This window comes from Paenibacillus sp. TAF43_2 (genome assembly GCF_052113545.1).
Lineage (GTDB): Bacteria > Bacillota > Bacilli > Paenibacillales > Paenibacillaceae > Pristimantibacillus.
This window is the reverse complement of sequence record NZ_JBFRDK010000023.1, coordinates 35,505-51,111: the sequence shown is the minus strand read 5'-3', so window position 1 is coordinate 51,111 and position 15,607 is coordinate 35,505. Positions and strand designations below refer to the sequence as shown.

The following is a 15,607-nucleotide window of genomic DNA, read 5'->3' as shown; positions in this document are numbered from 1 at the left end:
CATACCTTAGTTGTAATCTTGCTTTTGAAAGATTAAACTAAGGTATGCCATTGTTGTGAGCAGGCAGCTAGGAAAGGTGTGAAATTCGTGAGCAATCATAATCAATCACTCATTTATTTGGATCATGCGGCAACCTCTTGGCCTAAGCCGCCTGCAGTAACAGAAGCAGTCGTTAATGCTATGTTAAATGACGCTGCTAATCCGGGAAGAGGCAGTCATGCTATGGCTGTGCGAGCAAGTCGAATATTATTTGAAACGCGTAAACAATTGGCTAAACTATTTAACATAAAAAACCCGAATGATATAGCATTCACCTCTAATACGACGATGTCATTAAACATGGCGATAAAAGGTTGGTTGAAGCCTGGTGATCATGTTATCGCAACCTCAGTTGAACATAATTCAGTAAGAAGACCTTTATATTTTCTGGAACAGACAATCGGTATTGAAGTGACATATGTAGAATCGGATGAACGTGGAAATATTAACATAGATGATGTTGCCTCAGCTATTCGTTCTAACACAACACTTGCTATTGTTAATCATAGTTCCAACCTGTTAGGAACAATTATGCCTGTAGCGGATATAGCTGAACTAACAAGGAAGCATGGAATAAAATTGTTAGTTGATGCCGCGCAAAGCGCAGGTATTTTACCTATAGATGTAAGAACAATGGGCATTCACATGCTGGCATTCCCGGGACACAAAGGGTTGCTCGGTCCACAAGGCACAGGAGGGCTGTACATCGATCCCGAGCTTGATTTGGTGCCTTTACTGCATGGCGGAACAGGGAGCCAATCTGAGGCTGTAGAGCAGCCTCAAGTGAGGCCTGATCGTTATGAGGCGGGAACACAAAATACACCGGGATTGGCAGGGCTCAAAACCGGTGTACAGTATGTTCTGAATGAGACGGTGCACAATATCCATACTAAGGAATGGATGCTTACTCAGAGATTAATGCAAGGCCTTGAACCAGTAAAGGGAGTCAAAATACTGGGACCAGAGCTTGGGGAACAAAGAACAGGTATTGTAGCTTTTAACCTAGAGGGCGTTGATCCTTCTGAATTATCATTCATCTTGGATCAGCATTACCGAATTGCTGTGCGAGCTGGATTTCATTGCACTCCACTCGCACATGCTTGTGCAGGAACATTGGAAACAGGAGCTATACGAGCAAGTGTCGGTGTATTTACAACGAATGAAGAAATTGATGAGTTAACAGGTGCAATCAGAGAGATTGCACAGCAATATGGCGTTTAGCATTGAACTGGGGGCGGAGTAGCTAAGATGGAAGATTGGACATCAAATCCGATGAATGCAGTTACGGTGGGCATTGCGTTATTTGCCATCGTATTATTCATTTGGATAGCGGTTTTAGGCGGACGGCTGAAAAAGCTAAGAAAGCAATATACAGCGGTTATGGGGAATACAGGTGTGACGAATATGGAAGATGTCATTGTTGAATTGAAGCAAGGCCTTGCCGAGCAGCAGCAAGCGAATGCGGGGCTGAAGGCGCAGCTAATTGAAATGCAATCTACTGTAACAAAGCAAAAAGGAAAAGTAGGCGTCATTCGTTATAACGCTTTTGCTGAACAGGGCAGTGATCTCAGCTTTTCAATCGCAATTATCAATGATGAGAAGGATGGAGCCGTATTTTCAGGTATTCATAGCAGGGAAAATACTTATGTCTATGCAAAACCTCTTGAAAAAGGCCAATCCGTTTACCCATTAACCCCAGAAGAGCATAAAGCAATTTTGGAGGCAAAATAGGAAGCTTAATTGTTATTAAATATTATCCGATGCTGCGGTTTGTTCAAGAACGCTGGTCGTGATATGCGCATTGTTCGCAATAGCAGTAAATAGACTGAGCGAAATAATGTCGGCCATTTTCATAACGAGATGCAGACGAGTGTTTTGCAGCACAAAATACTCCATAAATCCGCCTACATTAACGATACCAGTAATATGAATGTCGCCAACTGGAGGAAGGTCCTTGTTGACGCCAGCACCAGGACGCACAGGGCCTACACCAACTTGAATGCTGCCTACGCTGGATACTTGACCAAGGCAGGCATCAATGCCAATCACAAATGGTTTGTGGAACCGCCGATTGATCTCGATAAGGGTATCATCTAAATTCATAGCATGAACCGGATTTTCAAGCGTGCCAAATAGCGAAAAATGAGGGCTGCGGTATTTCGATAGCGAGGTTCCAATCAGCGGTCCTAAAGAGTCACCTGTTGAACGGTCCGTGCCTACGCAGACAACTACGATGGGGCGTGCAGCAGCCATTTCTTCGAGCATGGCTGTAAGTCGATTTACTAGCATGCCAATTACGTTTGCGGTGGTGTAGGGTACCTTCAAAGGCGTCTCTTTAATAAATGAAAGCTTCATAGAATCCCTCCGATTATACCGATATGCTACTAGTATATGGATAGGACAACCATTTTATACGTCAGATAGTTTTGATATTTTGTTTGCGAAGAAAGTTTGTCATGCTAATTTAATGGAGGTCTTGCTTGTGTTAATTGCCTTCGATTCAACTCAGCAAGCATTGCGTGCAGAAATGCTGCTCGAATACGCAGATATTGAAATTGACATATGTCCCACGCCGAAGGAAATTACAGCCGGCTGCGCATTATCTATTCATTTTCCTGAGGAAGATTTGATAACGGTTAAGGAAGTTATTGTGCAGGAAAACGTGGAAGTTAGAGGTATATTTAAGCCGATTGAAGCCGGTTATGAGCAAATCGACATGTAAATATATTCAAAGTTAATGAGGAGGAATTGTGATGTCAATCAGAGAACGATATGATGAATTTGTTGATTGGTTGACAAACAATGAATTATGGCAAGCATTTGGTAGTTCTGCGCTGCGAATCGTTATGTTCTTATTCATTGGCCGTGTAGTTGTATGGGTAATCCATAAAACCATTGATCGAATTATTTTAGAGCGTGAGAACAAGATGTTGATCAACCACACAAGGCGAATGACAACCGTAGGCAAGCTGATGAAAAATGTAACTTCCTACGTCGTCTATTTTATAACCATTATGCTCATATTGTCTGAATTCGGGATTAATTTAGGGCCATTGCTCGCAGGAGCAGGCGTACTCGGACTTGCTGTCGGGTTTGGTGCGCAAAGCCTGGTGAAGGATATTATTACGGGATTTTTTATTGTACTCGAAGATCAGTTCGCTGTAGGCGATGTGATTCAGACAGGGCAATTCAAAGGGACCGTAGAAGTCATTGGACTTAGGACAACCCGTATTCAGAGCTGGACAGGGGAGGTTCATATTGTTCCCAATGGCATGATCAATGAGGTTACAAACTTCTCGATTAATAATAGCATCGCAGTTGTTGATATTTCGATTGCTTTTGAGGAAGAAGTCAATCGTGCGCTAGAGGTCATTCGACATACGATGATCACGATGAAGGATGAAAATTTAATTAATGCACCGGAAGTGCTTGGTATTCAGGCTATTGCTCCAACAGGGGTAACGCTTCGAGTGATTGCTGAGTGTCGACCGAATACGCATCCGATCGTATCACGCAAGTTAAATATGGAGCTGAAAAAAGCATTAGATGCGAGTGGTATTGAAATTCCGTATCCTCGAATGGTCACTTATCATCGCAATGGAAAGGGAGGCGAAAAAGATGGAGCGTAAGCAATTTGAGCTAGGTGATGTTGTTCAAATGAAAAAACAGCATCCATGCGGCTCTAATGAAATGGAAGTCATTCGAATGGGGATGGATATCCGCATTAAATGCGTCGGTTGTAAGCACAGCGTTCTAATACCTAGAGCTAAATTTGAAAAAAACATGAAAAAGGTGCTGCGCTCCAAAGCCTCAGAAGAAGGCTTAACGTAATCAGAAGTACGAACGGCTGAGGGATTTTAAGGAAATACTTGCGCGTTGACAAGCACTGTGATACAATAATTTTTACATGCGGAGAGGTACCCAAGAGGCCCAAGGGGGCTGACTCGAAATCAGCTAGGCGGGTCAAACCGTGCGTGGGTTCGAATCCCACCTTCTCCGCCATTATTTCAAACATTTACGGTTCCTTCAGAGGAACCGTTTTTTTATGTCTTTTTTAATAGATTTGGAACAACAACGGACTAAATAATATAGAAAAGAGAGCTCTTGCGAGCTCTCTTCCTGACGGTGAGTAATGGCTGAGTCGATCAATTCTCACTGCAAGCTGTTGAAACATCATTCGTCAATCGGAACAAATCAGCTAAAGCTTCATTAAATCCTTTTGAGCACAATCATACACGGCCGATTGAACGGTARCGTGTATCAATGCTCGAATGCGCGTGTGTTACAGACAAGTGTCTTTGGCACAACCCTCCGCTTCTCTCCTGAGTGGACGAAATCCTCACGCTATGAGAGCTAATCCGTTTTTAGACGGGTATAGTGTCTCTGCGTTTGCCGAAATGGTTCAATGGAACCACACCTCTCTTGCACCGTCAAAAATTAGAATGGCCAAACTGATGTTTTATTATTCAAAACCAAGTAGAAAAATTAATGGCCCATTCGTTTCCATTTACGCTCGTGATTAGAGGTTTCAGGAAAACGCTGCCCTTTGCTGAGCTTAACCTTCTTCGGATTATTGATACCCATATGAAATGAGTTCACACCGTCCTCGATGTATGTGCCATCATTCGGAGCTTTGTCGCCCGGCGAAAACATTGTACCTTCACCCATTATGATCAGCCTCCAGCTTATAGTTAGAGCGGATAGATAAATACACTGGTCTATCCCTTCATGTTGTAGTATTAGCGGGCAATGGAATTTGCATGAGTAGCAGATAACGGCTATAAAATGGATGAACCATCGCCAAAAGTTGCCTGCGCAGTAACATCATCTATTTTCGCTTGTCATAGGCGTTCAGATTTGATATAGTATAGAGATGCGAGCAGAAGCTCGTTCCTTGCTCCATTTATGGGGCCGTTAGTCCAAGAGGAGGTGAAACAATATGCGCAAATATGAAGTAATGTACATCGTTCGTCCAGACGTTGAGCAAGAAGCCTTGCAAGCGATCGTTGACAAATTCCATGGCATTATCTCCAATGGCGGAGAAGTCACAAAGCAAGATGTGAGCGGAAAACGTCGTCTTGCGTATGAAATCAACAAGCTTCGTGATGGTTATTTTGTACTCGTTCATTTCAATGCAACTACTGAAGTTGTAAATGAACTTGACCGTATCATGAAGATTACGGATGAAGTTATCCGTTCGTTGATCGTCAGAGACGCCGCTTAATCCAAGCTGGATTGTTCGATTGGGAGGTCAGAAACGATGTTGAATCGTGTTATACTAATTGGTAGATTGACGAGAGACCCAGAGCTTCGCTATACACCTGCAGGTGTCGCAGTTACACAATTTACGTTAGCGGTAGATCGTCCGTTTACAAGCGGTGGTCAAGGTGAGCGTGAAGCGGATTTTATTCCGGTTGTAACATGGCGTCAACTGGCCGAGACTTGCGCCAACTATTTGCGCAAAGGCCGCTTAACAGCGGTTGAAGGTCGCATTCAAGTTCGGAATTACGAGAACAACGAAGGCAAACGCGTCTACGTGACGGAAGTTATCGCTGATAACGTTCGGTTCTTGGAATCCAACAAAGATGGCGGTGGATCGCGTGAAGAGGGTGGAAGCAGCTACAGCGGCGGTACAAGCACCGGCGGAAGCAATTTCGGCGGCAATGYGTCCCAAAGCAGCGGTAACCGTCCATCTGGTAATAACTCACGTAACGACAGCCGTGATCCGTTTCAGGATGACGGACGCCCGATTGATATATCAGAGGATGATTTGCCATTTTGATAATGGTGTAGCTCAGGCTGCACATGTCAATGGAGCAGTTGCACAGCCTTTATTGAGATATAAAGCTGTTGTGTAATTGTAATATTTTCAACGATAAGGAGGATACCTATCATGGCTTTCAAGCAAAGAGATAACGGTGGCGACGAGCGTCCAGAACGTAAGTTCAGCGGACGTAAAGGCGGACGCAACAAACGCCGTAAAGTTTGTTTCTTCACTGTAAACAAAATTTCTAAAATTGACTATAAAGATGTTGATTTGTTGAAAAAGTTTATTAGCGAGCGCGGCAAAATCTTGCCACGTCGTGTGACTGGTACAAGCGCGAAATACCAACGCTTGCTTACAATCGCAATTAAACGTTCACGTCAAATCGCATTGCTTCCTTACACGACTGAATAGGTTGATGTCTGGAATCAAAAAGCCTACTGAGGTTTCTCAGTAGGCTTTTTTTGTATTTCTAATCGAATGATACGCATATATTCACGAGGTAAATAAGGGGAATATGGCTCTAAATGATGGATGGAATCATGCGCTGAATATATTTTGTATTGCAGTAAGGATGCAGGCTGCAGCAGCTGTTTGCTCCGCTGCTGATCCATTTGCTGATCCAAATGCCATGCGCCAGCTAAAATCAGAATGAAAATGAATGAGCTGATCGCTATTTTTGTATGCCGCATGATGATCACTCCTTTAGTAAGAGTAATCCCCATTTTAACTATTTTCATTCTCCTCGCTTTGTCATCTCAATTCTTTTGACAATTTTAGACTTGAACGATATACTAAAGTGTAGTCAAAAAACAACTAAATTAACTTTTTTTATCGGAGGAGCCTGCCAACAGCGGGCTCTTTTTGCGTTTTTTTAAGGCTCCGGCAGAAAAGGAAGTAACTTTTATAGAAATAGGGAAAAGCTATGGAAGTCATTTGTAGAGGAAGGGGAGAGTGTTCTTGCTATCTATCATCATCATTTTACCATTTATTATGGCTGCTATTAGCCCTTTGCTGCGAAAGCTGCTGCATGGACTTCATACGGGTTGGATTATTCTGCCTTTGCCAATTCTGCTGTTTAGTTATTTTCTATGGAAAATACCAGCGATTCAARGCGGTGAAACCATAACAGCAACCATCCCGTGGATTCCTTCATTAGGAGTCAATTTCACTGTTTATTTGGATGGCTTAGGTTTATTATTTGCCTTATTAATTACGGGAATTGGCGCGTTAGTCGTCCTTTATTCGATTTATTATTTGGATAAAAATAAGGAAGCGATAGCATCCTTTTATGTTTATTTGCTTCTATTTATGGGAGCTATGCTCGGGGTTGTCCTATCAGATAACCTTATTGTGCTGTATGGTTTCTGGGAGCTGACGAGCATTTCCTCGTTCCTGCTGATCGCTTTCTGGAACCATAGAGAGAAATCGAGGTATGGCGCATTAAAATCTATGCTCATTACAGTATTCGGCGGCCTTTCCATGCTTGCTGGTTTTGTACTGCTGTATGTGATGTCAGGCACCTTTAGCATTCGTGAAATCATCGGCGGCGTTGATACGCTAAGCGGCCATTTATTGTTTTTGCCCGCGATGCTGCTTATTCTAGTTGGTGCATTTACAAAATCGGCGCAGTTTCCATTCCATATTTGGCTGCCCGATGCGATGGAGGCTCCAACGCCTGTAAGTGCGTATCTGCACTCAGCGACGATGGTTAAGGCAGGTTTATATTTAGTCGCAAGGTTCAGTCCAATTTTCTCTGGAGAGTCGGCATGGTTCTGGCTCGTTTCGATCTTTGGTCTTGTGACGATGATTTATGGCTCTTTCCGAGCGATGAAGCAGACGGATTTAAAATCATTGCTCGCTTTCTCAACGATTAGCCAACTAGGCCTGCTGATGAGTTTATTTGGACTTGGATCGGCGGCGGCTTTCTACACAGGAGGTACAGATTCACTCTTTTATGCAAAAGCAACGATGGCGGCCATCTTTCACTTGATCAACCATGCCGTATTTAAAGGCGCTTTGTTCATGGTTGTCGGAATCGTTGACCATGAAACAGGGACGAGAGACATTCGCAAGCTAGGCGGTCTTATGGCTCTAATGCCAATAACCTTCTCCATTGCGCTTATTGGAGCTTTCTCGATGGCAGGCCTGCCGCCGTTTAATGGCTTTTTGAGCAAGGAAATGTTTTTTACAGCGGCTCTTAATATTAGGCAGCTGGACTTTTTCAACGTTTCATTTATGCTGGCTATCATTCCCGTTATCGCATGGGTTGCAAGCATATTTACATTTGTATACAGCATGATTTTGCTATTTAGAACGTTTACGGGACCAGCACAGTTTGAGAAGCTGGCGAAGAAGCCGCATGAAGCGCCGCTCGGCATGCTTATTTCTCCGGTCATTCTTGCTTCTTTAGCTGTCGTTATCGGTTTGTTCCCAAATCTGCTTGCGTACTCTTTAATTGAAYCGGCGATGGCTGCGATTCATCCGAATGTGCTGCTGCCCGGCGAGCGATTCCTTGTGCATATTCAATTCTGGCATGGCTGGACAGCTGAGATATTTATGACGATGGGCGTTGTTATTGCAGGGACACTTTTGTTCAAGTTTCATCAACGTATCCAGTGGATCAATCAACCGCTCTTCCAGCACATCTCATTGAACCAAATGTATGATGGAGGGCTTCGAGTATTGGATAAAGGCTCCAATCGGTTGACCAACCGTTATATGACGGGTTCCATTCGCCACTACTTGATGTACATTTTTGTATTTTTAATTGTGTCGCTTGGGTTAACGATGATCCAAGAGAAAGTGAATGTGTTTCAGTTCTCGGATTATGCTCCAATATCCGTATATGAGGCGGTTATTATTATCGTCTTAGTCATATCGGTTATTGCTATACCGTTTACGAAGTCGAGAATGATGGCTATCATTTTGACGGGTGCGGCAGGTTATATGGTCACCTTGTTTTTTGTCATCCTACAGGCGCCTGATCTAGCTTTGACTCAGATGATCGTCGAGACAGTATCGGTGACGCTGTTCCTCTTGTGCTTCTATCATTTGCCGAAGCTGAGCAAGGAAATAGCCGCACTGCGTTTTCGACTATCTAATTTCGTTATTGCGCTTAGTGTGGGGATTATAATGACTTTAATTGCGCTTGGTGCAAGCGGCAATCGCGCGTTTGATTCTATCTCAGACTTTTTCTTAAAAGAGAGCTACGAATTAGCGGGCGGCAAAAATGTGGTTAACGTCATCCTCGTTGATTTCCGCGGCTTCGATACAATGCTTGAAATTGTTGTCCTTGCCATCGCATCGTTAGGTATTTATGCCATGATTAAGCTGAAGCTGGACACAGAGGATGAAAGAGTGTTTCTGCCTAAGCAAAGCAATAGAGGAAAGCTGGCGTTTCCAGTAGTAAGAAGCAACGATGTTATTCTGAAGACGATAGCGAAAGTCGTTATCTTCATTATATTGACGTTCTCAGTGTATTTAATGTTCGCAGGGCATAACCATCCAGGCGGAGGATTTATCGGGGCATTAATGGCGTCGGCTGCATTTATTTTGCTTACGATGGCCTTTGGATTGCAGACGATGCGTGAGGTTATTCCTATTGATTTCCGAGTATTAACAGCGATTGGGCTGTCGATTGCTATTTTGACGGGAGTAGGATCTTTTATATTTGGCGCACCATTTCTCAGTCATGCCTTTGGACACTTCGAGCTGCCGCTATTGGGCGATACGGAGCTTGCTACGGCAATGCTGTTTGATTTAGGGGTATATTTGACCGTTATTGGCGTGACGATGACCATCATTTTAACGATAGGGAGGGATAAGTAGCTATGGAATTGTATATGTCACTCGCAATCGGTGTTATTTTTACAGTCGGGGTGTATCTGATCTTGTCCAAAAGCCTGCTGCGTATCATTTTGGGAACCTCTATCCTTACCCATGGCGTTCATTTGCTGCTGCTTACGATGTCCAAGCTGAAAACAGGAGCTGCGCCGCTGCTTGGCGAAAAGGCGGAAACGTATGTTGATCCGCTGCCGCAGGCTCTGATTCTTACTTCTATCGTTATCAGCTTTGGCGTAACTTCGTTTTTCTTTGTACTCGCATATAAGGCTTATCAGAAGCTGGGTACTGATGATATGGAGCAGTTAAGGGGGAATGACGATGAATAACCTGCTTGTATTCCCGCTTCTCATTCCTTTGTGTACGGCAGTTATTCTTTTATTTTTTAAAAATAGTGTGACCTTGCAGCGCTGGATAAGTGCGGTTGGTATGCTTTTTAATCTGGCTGCAGCTATTGTCCTTATTTATCAAGTAAAAACGGAGGGCATTCAAACGCTCCATATGGGAGGCTGGCTGCCGCCCTATGGAATTGTGTTCGTTGGGGATATGCTTGCCGCATTGCTTGTTCTGGCTACTTCGATTGTCGGCACCTTCTGTTTGTTCTTTGCATTCGGTACGATCGGCAAGGAGAGAGAGAAATATTATTTTTATCCATTTTATCAGTTTCTGCTCGTTGGTGTGAGCGGGTCGTTTCTTACGGGAGATTTGTTTAATTTATTTGTTTGCTTCGAGGTTATGCTTATTTCCTCCTATGCGCTTATCGTGCTTGGAGGGACGAAGAAGCAGCTCCGCGAAACGTTGAAATATATTTTAATTAATATTTTATCCTCAACACTATTTGTAGCAGCAGTCGCCTATTTGTACGGAGTTGTAGGTACTTTGAATATGGCGGATTTATCACAGCGCATAGCTGAAGTAGGTCAGAGCGGCGTCTTGAACGTCATAGCGATACTGTTCATGATCGTATTTTCTTTAAAGGCGGGACTGTTCCTATTTTTCTGGCTGCCCGGCTCTTATAGTGCGCCTCCAGCAGCGGTATCCGCTTTGTTTGGAGCGCTGCTCACGAAAGTAGGCTTATATGCTCTTATACGGACATTTACGCTTATCTTTTATCATGAACCTGCGATTACGCATCATTGGATGGCTTGGATGGCCGCTGCAACGATGGTTTTAGGCGCTTTCGGGGCAGCCGCTTATTCCGATATTGGCCGTATTTTGAACTACAATGTCATCATCAGCGTTGGTTTTCTAGCTTTTGGGTTAGCAGTGAGCTCAAAGGAAGCGCTAGATGGAGTCGTGTTCTATTTGCTGCATGATATGGTTGCCAAGGCACTCCTTTTTATTATTGGAGGAATGCTTATGTATATTGCTGGTACGGGGCGTTTAAAGGAAATGGGAGGCTTGATCAAGCGTTATCCGTTTATGGGCTGGATGTTTTTTATCACAGCGTTAGCCATTGCAGGCATTCCTCCACTTAGTGGATTCACAGGAAAACTGCTGATCATTATGGGCGGCTTTCAGGAAAAATATTTCTGGCTTACAGCTGTGTCGCTAGCATCAAGCTTCATCGTGCTCTATTCCTTGATCAAAATATTTATGGCGGCTTTCTGGGGGACAGAAATGAAAAACGCCGAATCGCTGCCTGCCGTTAATAAAGGATTTATCGTTTCCGCAGCAGGGTTATGCTTGATCGTCGTTGCGATGGGCATCGGATCGGAATGGGTGTATCAATACGTTTCTGAAGCAGGGCATACGCTTATCAATCCGGCGCAGTATATCGATGCCGTATTAAAGGAGTAGATGAGATGGCTTTGCAAATCTTATTAAACTTAATCATTTCTATCGTATGGATGTTTCTTCACAATGACTGGTCGGCTCCGCGATTCATCGTAGGTTACATCATCGGTATTTTATTTATAGGGCTGCTCAGCCGCTTTTGGCCGCATGACTTTTATATGAGGAGAGTATGGGCAATCCTTAAGCTGCTTGTCCTGTTCATAAAAGAATTGTTTGTATCCAGCTTCGTTGTGATTGGACTAATCGTTCGTCCTAAGCTCGCCATACGTCCAGGAATTTTTGCTCTGCAAACCGAGCTCAAAACAGATTGGGAAATCACAGTGCTGTCCTGCCTAATCTGTTTGACACCAGGGACGCTGACGCTCGACGTATCCAAGGATGGCCGAACATTATATATTCATGCGATGGATATGGATGATGCGGAGCTGCTCTCACAGCAAATCAAGGATTCTTTTGAAAAAGCGATTATGGAGGTGACTCGGTAATGCTGTCCACTTTGCTTATTGCATCATTAGTTATACTGTCACTAGCTATTTTGGGTTGTATGTACCGGCTGCTCAAAGGTCCATCCATAACGGATCGGATCGCTGCATTGGATACGATTGGCGTCATTTTATTATCGATGATTGCAGTCATTTGCATGCTGTTAAAAACACAAAATTATTTCGATATCATATTATTGATCGGCATATTGACCTTTATTGGGACAACCGCTTTTGCAAGATATATTGAAAGGGGTGTCGTCTTTGAACATGGAGATGATAAGTAAAGCAGGAGAGCTGATTATTGGGCTGATGGTTTTGTTTGGTGCATTAATTGGTGCTCTAAGCGCTTTTGGCTTAATTCGGCTTCCTGACGTTTATTTACGATCACATGCGGCAACCAAAAGCGCGACGCTTGGGGTGTTGTTCATTTTGGTAGCCGCTTTCCTATACTTTATGATTTATTTGGAGCATACGAGCGCCAAGCTGCTATTAGGTATTGTGTTCGTATTCATCACTGGACCGGTAGCCGGACATTTGAATGGAAGAGCGGCCTATCGTTCAGGCGTACCGCTATGGAATAAAAGCATACAGGATGATTTGAAGGACGCCTCTAAAGAGGAACAGGGATAATTGCCAGCAAAGGCCAGCATACCTTTCTAATCGATCCGTTTCAAAAAGGAATGAAACATGGTTTTTAATAAAATAAGATGATAGGCGAGCCCGATGCCAAATACCCCTAAAGCAGCTGAAGGCTCGCCTGCTATGCCTAATAAATAGCTTTTGGCAGGCCAGTAGCTTGGAATCCATGCACCTAAATATTGCCACGGCAAGGGGGTGAAGGCAGCAATAATAGGCCCTGCAAAAAGTAAACCGCTTATTTTGGACAAGGCTAAGCCTTCGACCTTATTTGATGCAAAAGTCGCTAGAAACAAAGCCAAACATGGAGCCTCTAGGGTTAGCAATACGATGGTATACAAACTTTCGATTTGAATCTTTGCCATGCCCGATAATAGGATAAATAAACTGGCTAAGCTTATTGCAAGAGCGCATGGCAGCAGTAATCGATACAAAAAATAGCCTTTGCGTGTGAAAGGGGTAATCGCATAATAAGCAATCATATTTTCATCCCGTTCATCGAGCATTAGAAGCCCAGCCATTGTCCCTGGAAGCAGCGGTATGACAAGCATAAGGAACGTTACCGCGAAATTGGAATAATCCATCAATAAAAAGTCGTACTGCTCCTGTATCCAATCGGATAATGGAGGGAAGGCATAACGTGCAACCACGATAATGGCTAGGGGACCAAATAAACTGGCCATAAGCATAGGATCCATCCTAATTTGCCTCGCATCATTTTTCATAAAAGCTTTAATTTTCAGTATCATCATGAATCCCCTTTTCCTATTTTCATAAGAATGACCTGCTGAAATGACCGTTTAGCCCATAAGAAAACGAGTGTGTTGCCCAATAGTAAAATGAAAATGGCATACATCGTTTCTGCGACAGTGGGCTGTTTGATCATCGATTTTAACAACAAGAGGGTCCCTTCCGTAGGGATGATCATGTATAAATATGGATTGCCAATCTGAAAGAAGCCGAGTAGAGGAAGCGCAAACGGCAGAGCATAGAGCTGTGAGAGTAGAATAAAACCGTTTACCGATTGCGAGCGTACAACTACGCCAATGGATAACAAGGTGAAAAAGCTGGATGTAAGCAGGATGCCAATCGTGAAATGAAAGGGTGAAGCGGGTACACCAATGGAAAATAGATGTATAGCCCAGGCAGATGAAATCGAGAGCAAGGCAAGAGAACAAGCTTTGGCAAGCAAATATTCGGTTACACGAAGCGGGGTAACGAACAGACTGTCATGAATGCCTTGGTCCTTCTCAAGCAAGACAATGCCGCCGGCAAGAATTAACCCTAACGCACTTGGATCAGAGAAGGTAAGCAATAGAGCAACGGTTGCTTTGTAGTCTGTGGGAATAGAGTGGAGCAGTAGGAGATATATTGTGCAGACGAGCATGTAGATCAGGTAAAATTTATGGCGCCACTGGAATCGAAGATCATGACATACGGTCATCCACATTCTCATACTAAAGCCCTGCCTGTCACATCAATAAATATTTGTTCAAGAGTTGCTTCTAAGGAATGAATCGTTTCGATTTTTTCATCACGTATAAGGTTCATAAATTGCTGATTCCCCGCAAGCCCATCCATAGAAAAATGTTCGGTTATCCGATCATGCTGCTTTAAATATTCAATTCGAACACTGTTTTGGCCATGTCGCAGTCTTAGCTCTCTAGGAGAATCAATAAGCTTAATCTGACCATCGACAATAAAAGCAACACGGTCGCAAAGCTCCTCGGCTGCTTGCATGTTATGCGTTGTGATGACAATGGTAGTGCCTGCAGCTTTCCTCTCCAAAATCAACTCTTTCATCCGCTTTGCATTTACGGGATCAAGGCCGGAGGTCGGTTCGTCGAGAAACAAAATATTTGGCTGATGCAGCAATGCACGACAAAAATTCAACCTCATCTTCATGCCTTTGGATAGCTGCGAAACCTTCATATTCGCTGCATCCTGCAGCCCGACCTGGGAGAGGAGCTGCATAGGGTCCAAGGTAACGCCTGCATAAAGAGAACGAAACAATTTTAAGTTTTCAAGGACTGTAAACTTGCTGTAGAAGTTGGGGAATTCAAAAGCAACGCCGATTTGTTCATAGTAGTCGGGACCAGTGCTCTTGATTTCATGATCCAAAACGCGCACACTGCCTGCGTAACCTTTGAGTGCACCGATTAATATTTTTTGCGTGGTGCTCTTTCCAGCACCTGATGGACCGAGAAAACCAAATACTTCTCCCGGCGCGATTGAAAAGGTAAGGCCGTGCAGAATCGTATTTGTTGTACCGGGATACCTGTACTCAAGCTGGTTCACTTCGATCATTTGATAATTTCGCCTCCTAAATCACGCTTTGCATACATACCTTCCGCAACAATATCAAGCATAAATGAAATGGTATCGGAATAAATGCCTGGCCCGATTTCTTGCTTATGCAAGGTAAGAAGGACAAGCGCTCTAATCATACTGACGATAAGCTCAGGCTTTGTATGAGCGAGAATGCCAGCTGCCTGCCAATGGTGAATAATTGGCATTAAGGCATCTGCATCATCCGAGAAATTATGTTCCAAGAGCTCTGGAGGCAGCTTGCGTACAAGCTGAGCAAATTCACCTTCCAAATACATTTGACGAACCAAAGGGCTTTCGCCTAATAGACGGAAGGATTCAATAAGAAATTGATGAATACTCTCTTTGGTTACGAGTTCACTCCGATTTAACGAAGCAAGCAGACGATTGCGAATTAAAGCCTCCTCTTCAAGCAGAATGTGATAAAAGAGCTCCTCCTTCGAATTGAAGAACATATAGAAGGAGCCTTGTGCAATGCCGCAAGCTTTCGTTAAATCTTCAATGCTTGTTTTGCGAAGACCAGCAGCTTCGAAGCAGCGTTTGCCCTCTTCGAACAGCTTTTTGCTAATCCATTGTTTCTCTTGCTCACTGAATTTTTTGGGCATATGGATTCTCTTTTCTTTTTATGATTTTATGAATAATTTTATTTTATATTCACAATAAGCGATAAAGGAGATTTCAGTCAAGCATAATAAAAGAGCAGTACCCAAGTAGA

At 43.5% G+C, this 15,607-nt stretch carries 21 protein-coding genes and 1 tRNA gene; 15 read left to right on the top strand and 7 right to left on the bottom strand.

Annotated elements, in window-relative coordinates; translation table 11 throughout:
• The first annotated feature begins 87 nt into the window (after positions 1–87).
• Together AB4Z17_RS07650 and AB4Z17_RS07645 are read left to right on the top strand one after the other, a co-directional pair.
• On the top strand, positions 88–1,260 hold the full coding sequence (locus AB4Z17_RS07650; RefSeq protein WP_441959058.1) for an aminotransferase class V-fold PLP-dependent enzyme: 1,173 nt from the start codon (positions 88–90) through the stop codon (positions 1,258–1,260).
• A 27-nt stretch (positions 1,261–1,287) separates the two neighbouring features.
• A complete protein-coding gene (locus AB4Z17_RS07645) occupies positions 1,288–1,770 on the top strand; it encodes a DUF4446 family protein (protein ID WP_441910983.1) in 483 nt (160 codons plus the stop codon).
• 15 nt (positions 1,771–1,785) lie between these two features.
• Here the strand turns inward: AB4Z17_RS07645 and yyaC are convergent, their stop codons facing one another.
• Positions 1,786–2,394: a spore protease YyaC gene (gene yyaC, locus AB4Z17_RS07640; protein ID WP_339205822.1), complete on the bottom strand. Its 609-nt coding sequence runs from the start codon at positions 2,392–2,394 to the stop codon at positions 1,786–1,788.
• A gap of 112 nt (positions 2,395–2,506) precedes the next feature.
• Between yyaC and AB4Z17_RS07635 the strand changes: the two genes are divergently transcribed.
• The 4 genes from AB4Z17_RS07635 (at position 2,507) to AB4Z17_RS07620 (ending at position 4,041) form a co-directional block, all read left to right on the top strand.
• Complete coding sequence (locus AB4Z17_RS07635; RefSeq protein ID WP_076266583.1) at positions 2,507–2,761, top strand: DUF3343 domain-containing protein; 255 nt, start codon at positions 2,507–2,509, stop codon at positions 2,759–2,761.
• 31 nt (positions 2,762–2,792) lie between these two features.
• Entirely contained in the window at positions 2,793–3,668 is an 876-nt protein-coding gene (locus tag AB4Z17_RS07630) for a mechanosensitive ion channel family protein (RefSeq protein ID WP_076266582.1), read from the top strand.
• Positions 3,658–3,870, top strand: coding sequence for a DUF951 domain-containing protein (locus AB4Z17_RS07625; RefSeq protein WP_054025760.1), 213 nt, complete (start codon positions 3,658–3,660; stop codon positions 3,868–3,870). Before AB4Z17_RS07630 ends, AB4Z17_RS07625 begins: the two co-directional genes overlap by 11 nt.
• An 80-nt stretch (positions 3,871–3,950) precedes the next feature.
• Positions 3,951–4,041 (top strand) — tRNA-Ser (locus tag AB4Z17_RS07620).
• A gap of 483 nt (positions 4,042–4,524) precedes the next feature.
• Here the strand turns inward: AB4Z17_RS07620 and AB4Z17_RS07615 are convergent.
• Positions 4,525–4,707 carry a YjzC family protein gene (locus AB4Z17_RS07615; protein WP_441910981.1) on the bottom strand — a complete coding sequence of 61 codons (183 nt, stop codon included), beginning with the start codon at positions 4,705–4,707 and terminating at the stop codon, positions 4,525–4,527.
• Between the two features lie 271 nt (positions 4,708–4,978).
• On the opposite strand from AB4Z17_RS07615, the gene rpsF reads away from it, so the two are divergent.
• The 3 genes from rpsF to rpsR all read left to right on the top strand — a co-directional run bounded on the left by rpsF (position 4,979) and on the right by rpsR (position 6,217).
• Complete coding sequence (rpsF, locus tag AB4Z17_RS07610; protein WP_054025758.1) at positions 4,979–5,263, top strand: 30S ribosomal protein S6; 285 nt, start codon at positions 4,979–4,981, stop codon at positions 5,261–5,263.
• A 36-nt stretch (positions 5,264–5,299) separates the two neighbouring features.
• Positions 5,300–5,821, top strand: a complete 522-nt coding sequence (gene ssb, locus AB4Z17_RS07605) for a single-stranded DNA-binding protein (protein ID WP_441959056.1) — start codon at positions 5,300–5,302, stop codon at positions 5,819–5,821.
• Positions 5,822–5,932: 111 nt separating this feature from the next.
• On the top strand, positions 5,933–6,217 hold the full coding sequence (gene rpsR / locus AB4Z17_RS07600) for a 30S ribosomal protein S18 (protein WP_054025756.1): 285 nt from the start codon (positions 5,933–5,935) through the stop codon (positions 6,215–6,217).
• 23 nt (positions 6,218–6,240) lie between these two features.
• Here the strand turns inward: rpsR and AB4Z17_RS07595 are convergent, their stop codons facing one another.
• Positions 6,241–6,495, bottom strand: coding sequence for a hypothetical protein (locus AB4Z17_RS07595; RefSeq protein WP_441959055.1), 255 nt, complete (start codon positions 6,493–6,495; stop codon positions 6,241–6,243).
• A gap of 262 nt (positions 6,496–6,757) precedes the next feature.
• Between AB4Z17_RS07595 and AB4Z17_RS07590 the strand changes: the two genes are divergently transcribed.
• The 6 genes from AB4Z17_RS07590 to mnhG are packed head-to-tail and all read left to right on the top strand — an operon-like array spanning position 6,758 to position 12,558.
• Positions 6,758–9,634, top strand: coding sequence for a Na+/H+ antiporter subunit A (locus tag AB4Z17_RS07590; protein ID WP_441959053.1), 2,877 nt, complete (start codon positions 6,758–6,760; stop codon positions 9,632–9,634).
• Positions 9,635–9,636: 2 nt separating this feature from the next.
• The gene (locus tag AB4Z17_RS07585) at positions 9,637–9,975 is read left to right on the top strand and encodes a Na(+)/H(+) antiporter subunit C (RefSeq protein WP_054025754.1); all 339 of its coding nucleotides are present in this window, start codon (positions 9,637–9,639) and stop codon (positions 9,973–9,975) included.
• Positions 9,968–11,446, top strand: a complete 1,479-nt coding sequence (locus AB4Z17_RS07580; RefSeq protein WP_441959051.1) for a Na+/H+ antiporter subunit D — start codon at positions 9,968–9,970, stop codon at positions 11,444–11,446. Before AB4Z17_RS07585 ends, AB4Z17_RS07580 begins: the two co-directional genes overlap by 8 nt.
• Before the next feature lie 5 nt (positions 11,447–11,451).
• Complete coding sequence (locus tag AB4Z17_RS07575) at positions 11,452–11,928, top strand: Na+/H+ antiporter subunit E (protein WP_441910976.1); 477 nt, start codon at positions 11,452–11,454, stop codon at positions 11,926–11,928.
• Positions 11,928–12,212 (top strand): Na(+)/H(+) antiporter subunit F1, encoded by a 285-nt coding sequence (locus tag AB4Z17_RS07570; RefSeq protein WP_339205809.1) that lies wholly within the window; start codon positions 11,928–11,930, stop codon positions 12,210–12,212. Before AB4Z17_RS07575 ends, AB4Z17_RS07570 begins: the two co-directional genes overlap by 1 nt.
• Positions 12,196–12,558, top strand: a complete 363-nt coding sequence (gene mnhG / locus AB4Z17_RS07565) for a monovalent cation/H(+) antiporter subunit G (RefSeq protein WP_076266573.1) — start codon at positions 12,196–12,198, stop codon at positions 12,556–12,558. Before AB4Z17_RS07570 ends, mnhG begins: the two co-directional genes overlap by 17 nt.
• A 26-nt stretch (positions 12,559–12,584) precedes the next feature.
• Here the strand turns inward: mnhG and AB4Z17_RS07560 are convergent, their stop codons facing one another.
• From AB4Z17_RS07560 to AB4Z17_RS07545, 4 genes are read right to left on the bottom strand one after another with little or no spacing between them, the layout of a single operon-like run.
• Entirely contained in the window at positions 12,585–13,316 is a 732-nt protein-coding gene (locus tag AB4Z17_RS07560) for a hypothetical protein (protein ID WP_441959049.1), read from the bottom strand.
• Positions 13,313–14,020 (bottom strand): fluoroquinolone export ABC transporter permease subunit, encoded by a 708-nt coding sequence (locus AB4Z17_RS07555; protein ID WP_441959047.1) that lies wholly within the window; start codon positions 14,018–14,020, stop codon positions 13,313–13,315. The genes AB4Z17_RS07560 and AB4Z17_RS07555 overlap by 4 nt, the downstream gene beginning before the upstream one ends.
• Positions 14,017–14,871, bottom strand: a complete 855-nt coding sequence (locus AB4Z17_RS07550; protein ID WP_441959045.1) for an ABC transporter ATP-binding protein — start codon at positions 14,869–14,871, stop codon at positions 14,017–14,019. Before AB4Z17_RS07550 ends, AB4Z17_RS07555 begins: the two co-directional genes overlap by 4 nt.
• Entirely contained in the window at positions 14,868–15,497 is a 630-nt protein-coding gene (locus AB4Z17_RS07545; RefSeq protein ID WP_441910968.1) for a TetR/AcrR family transcriptional regulator, read from the bottom strand. Before AB4Z17_RS07545 ends, AB4Z17_RS07550 begins: the two co-directional genes overlap by 4 nt.
• Positions 15,498–15,607 lie beyond the last annotated feature (110 nt).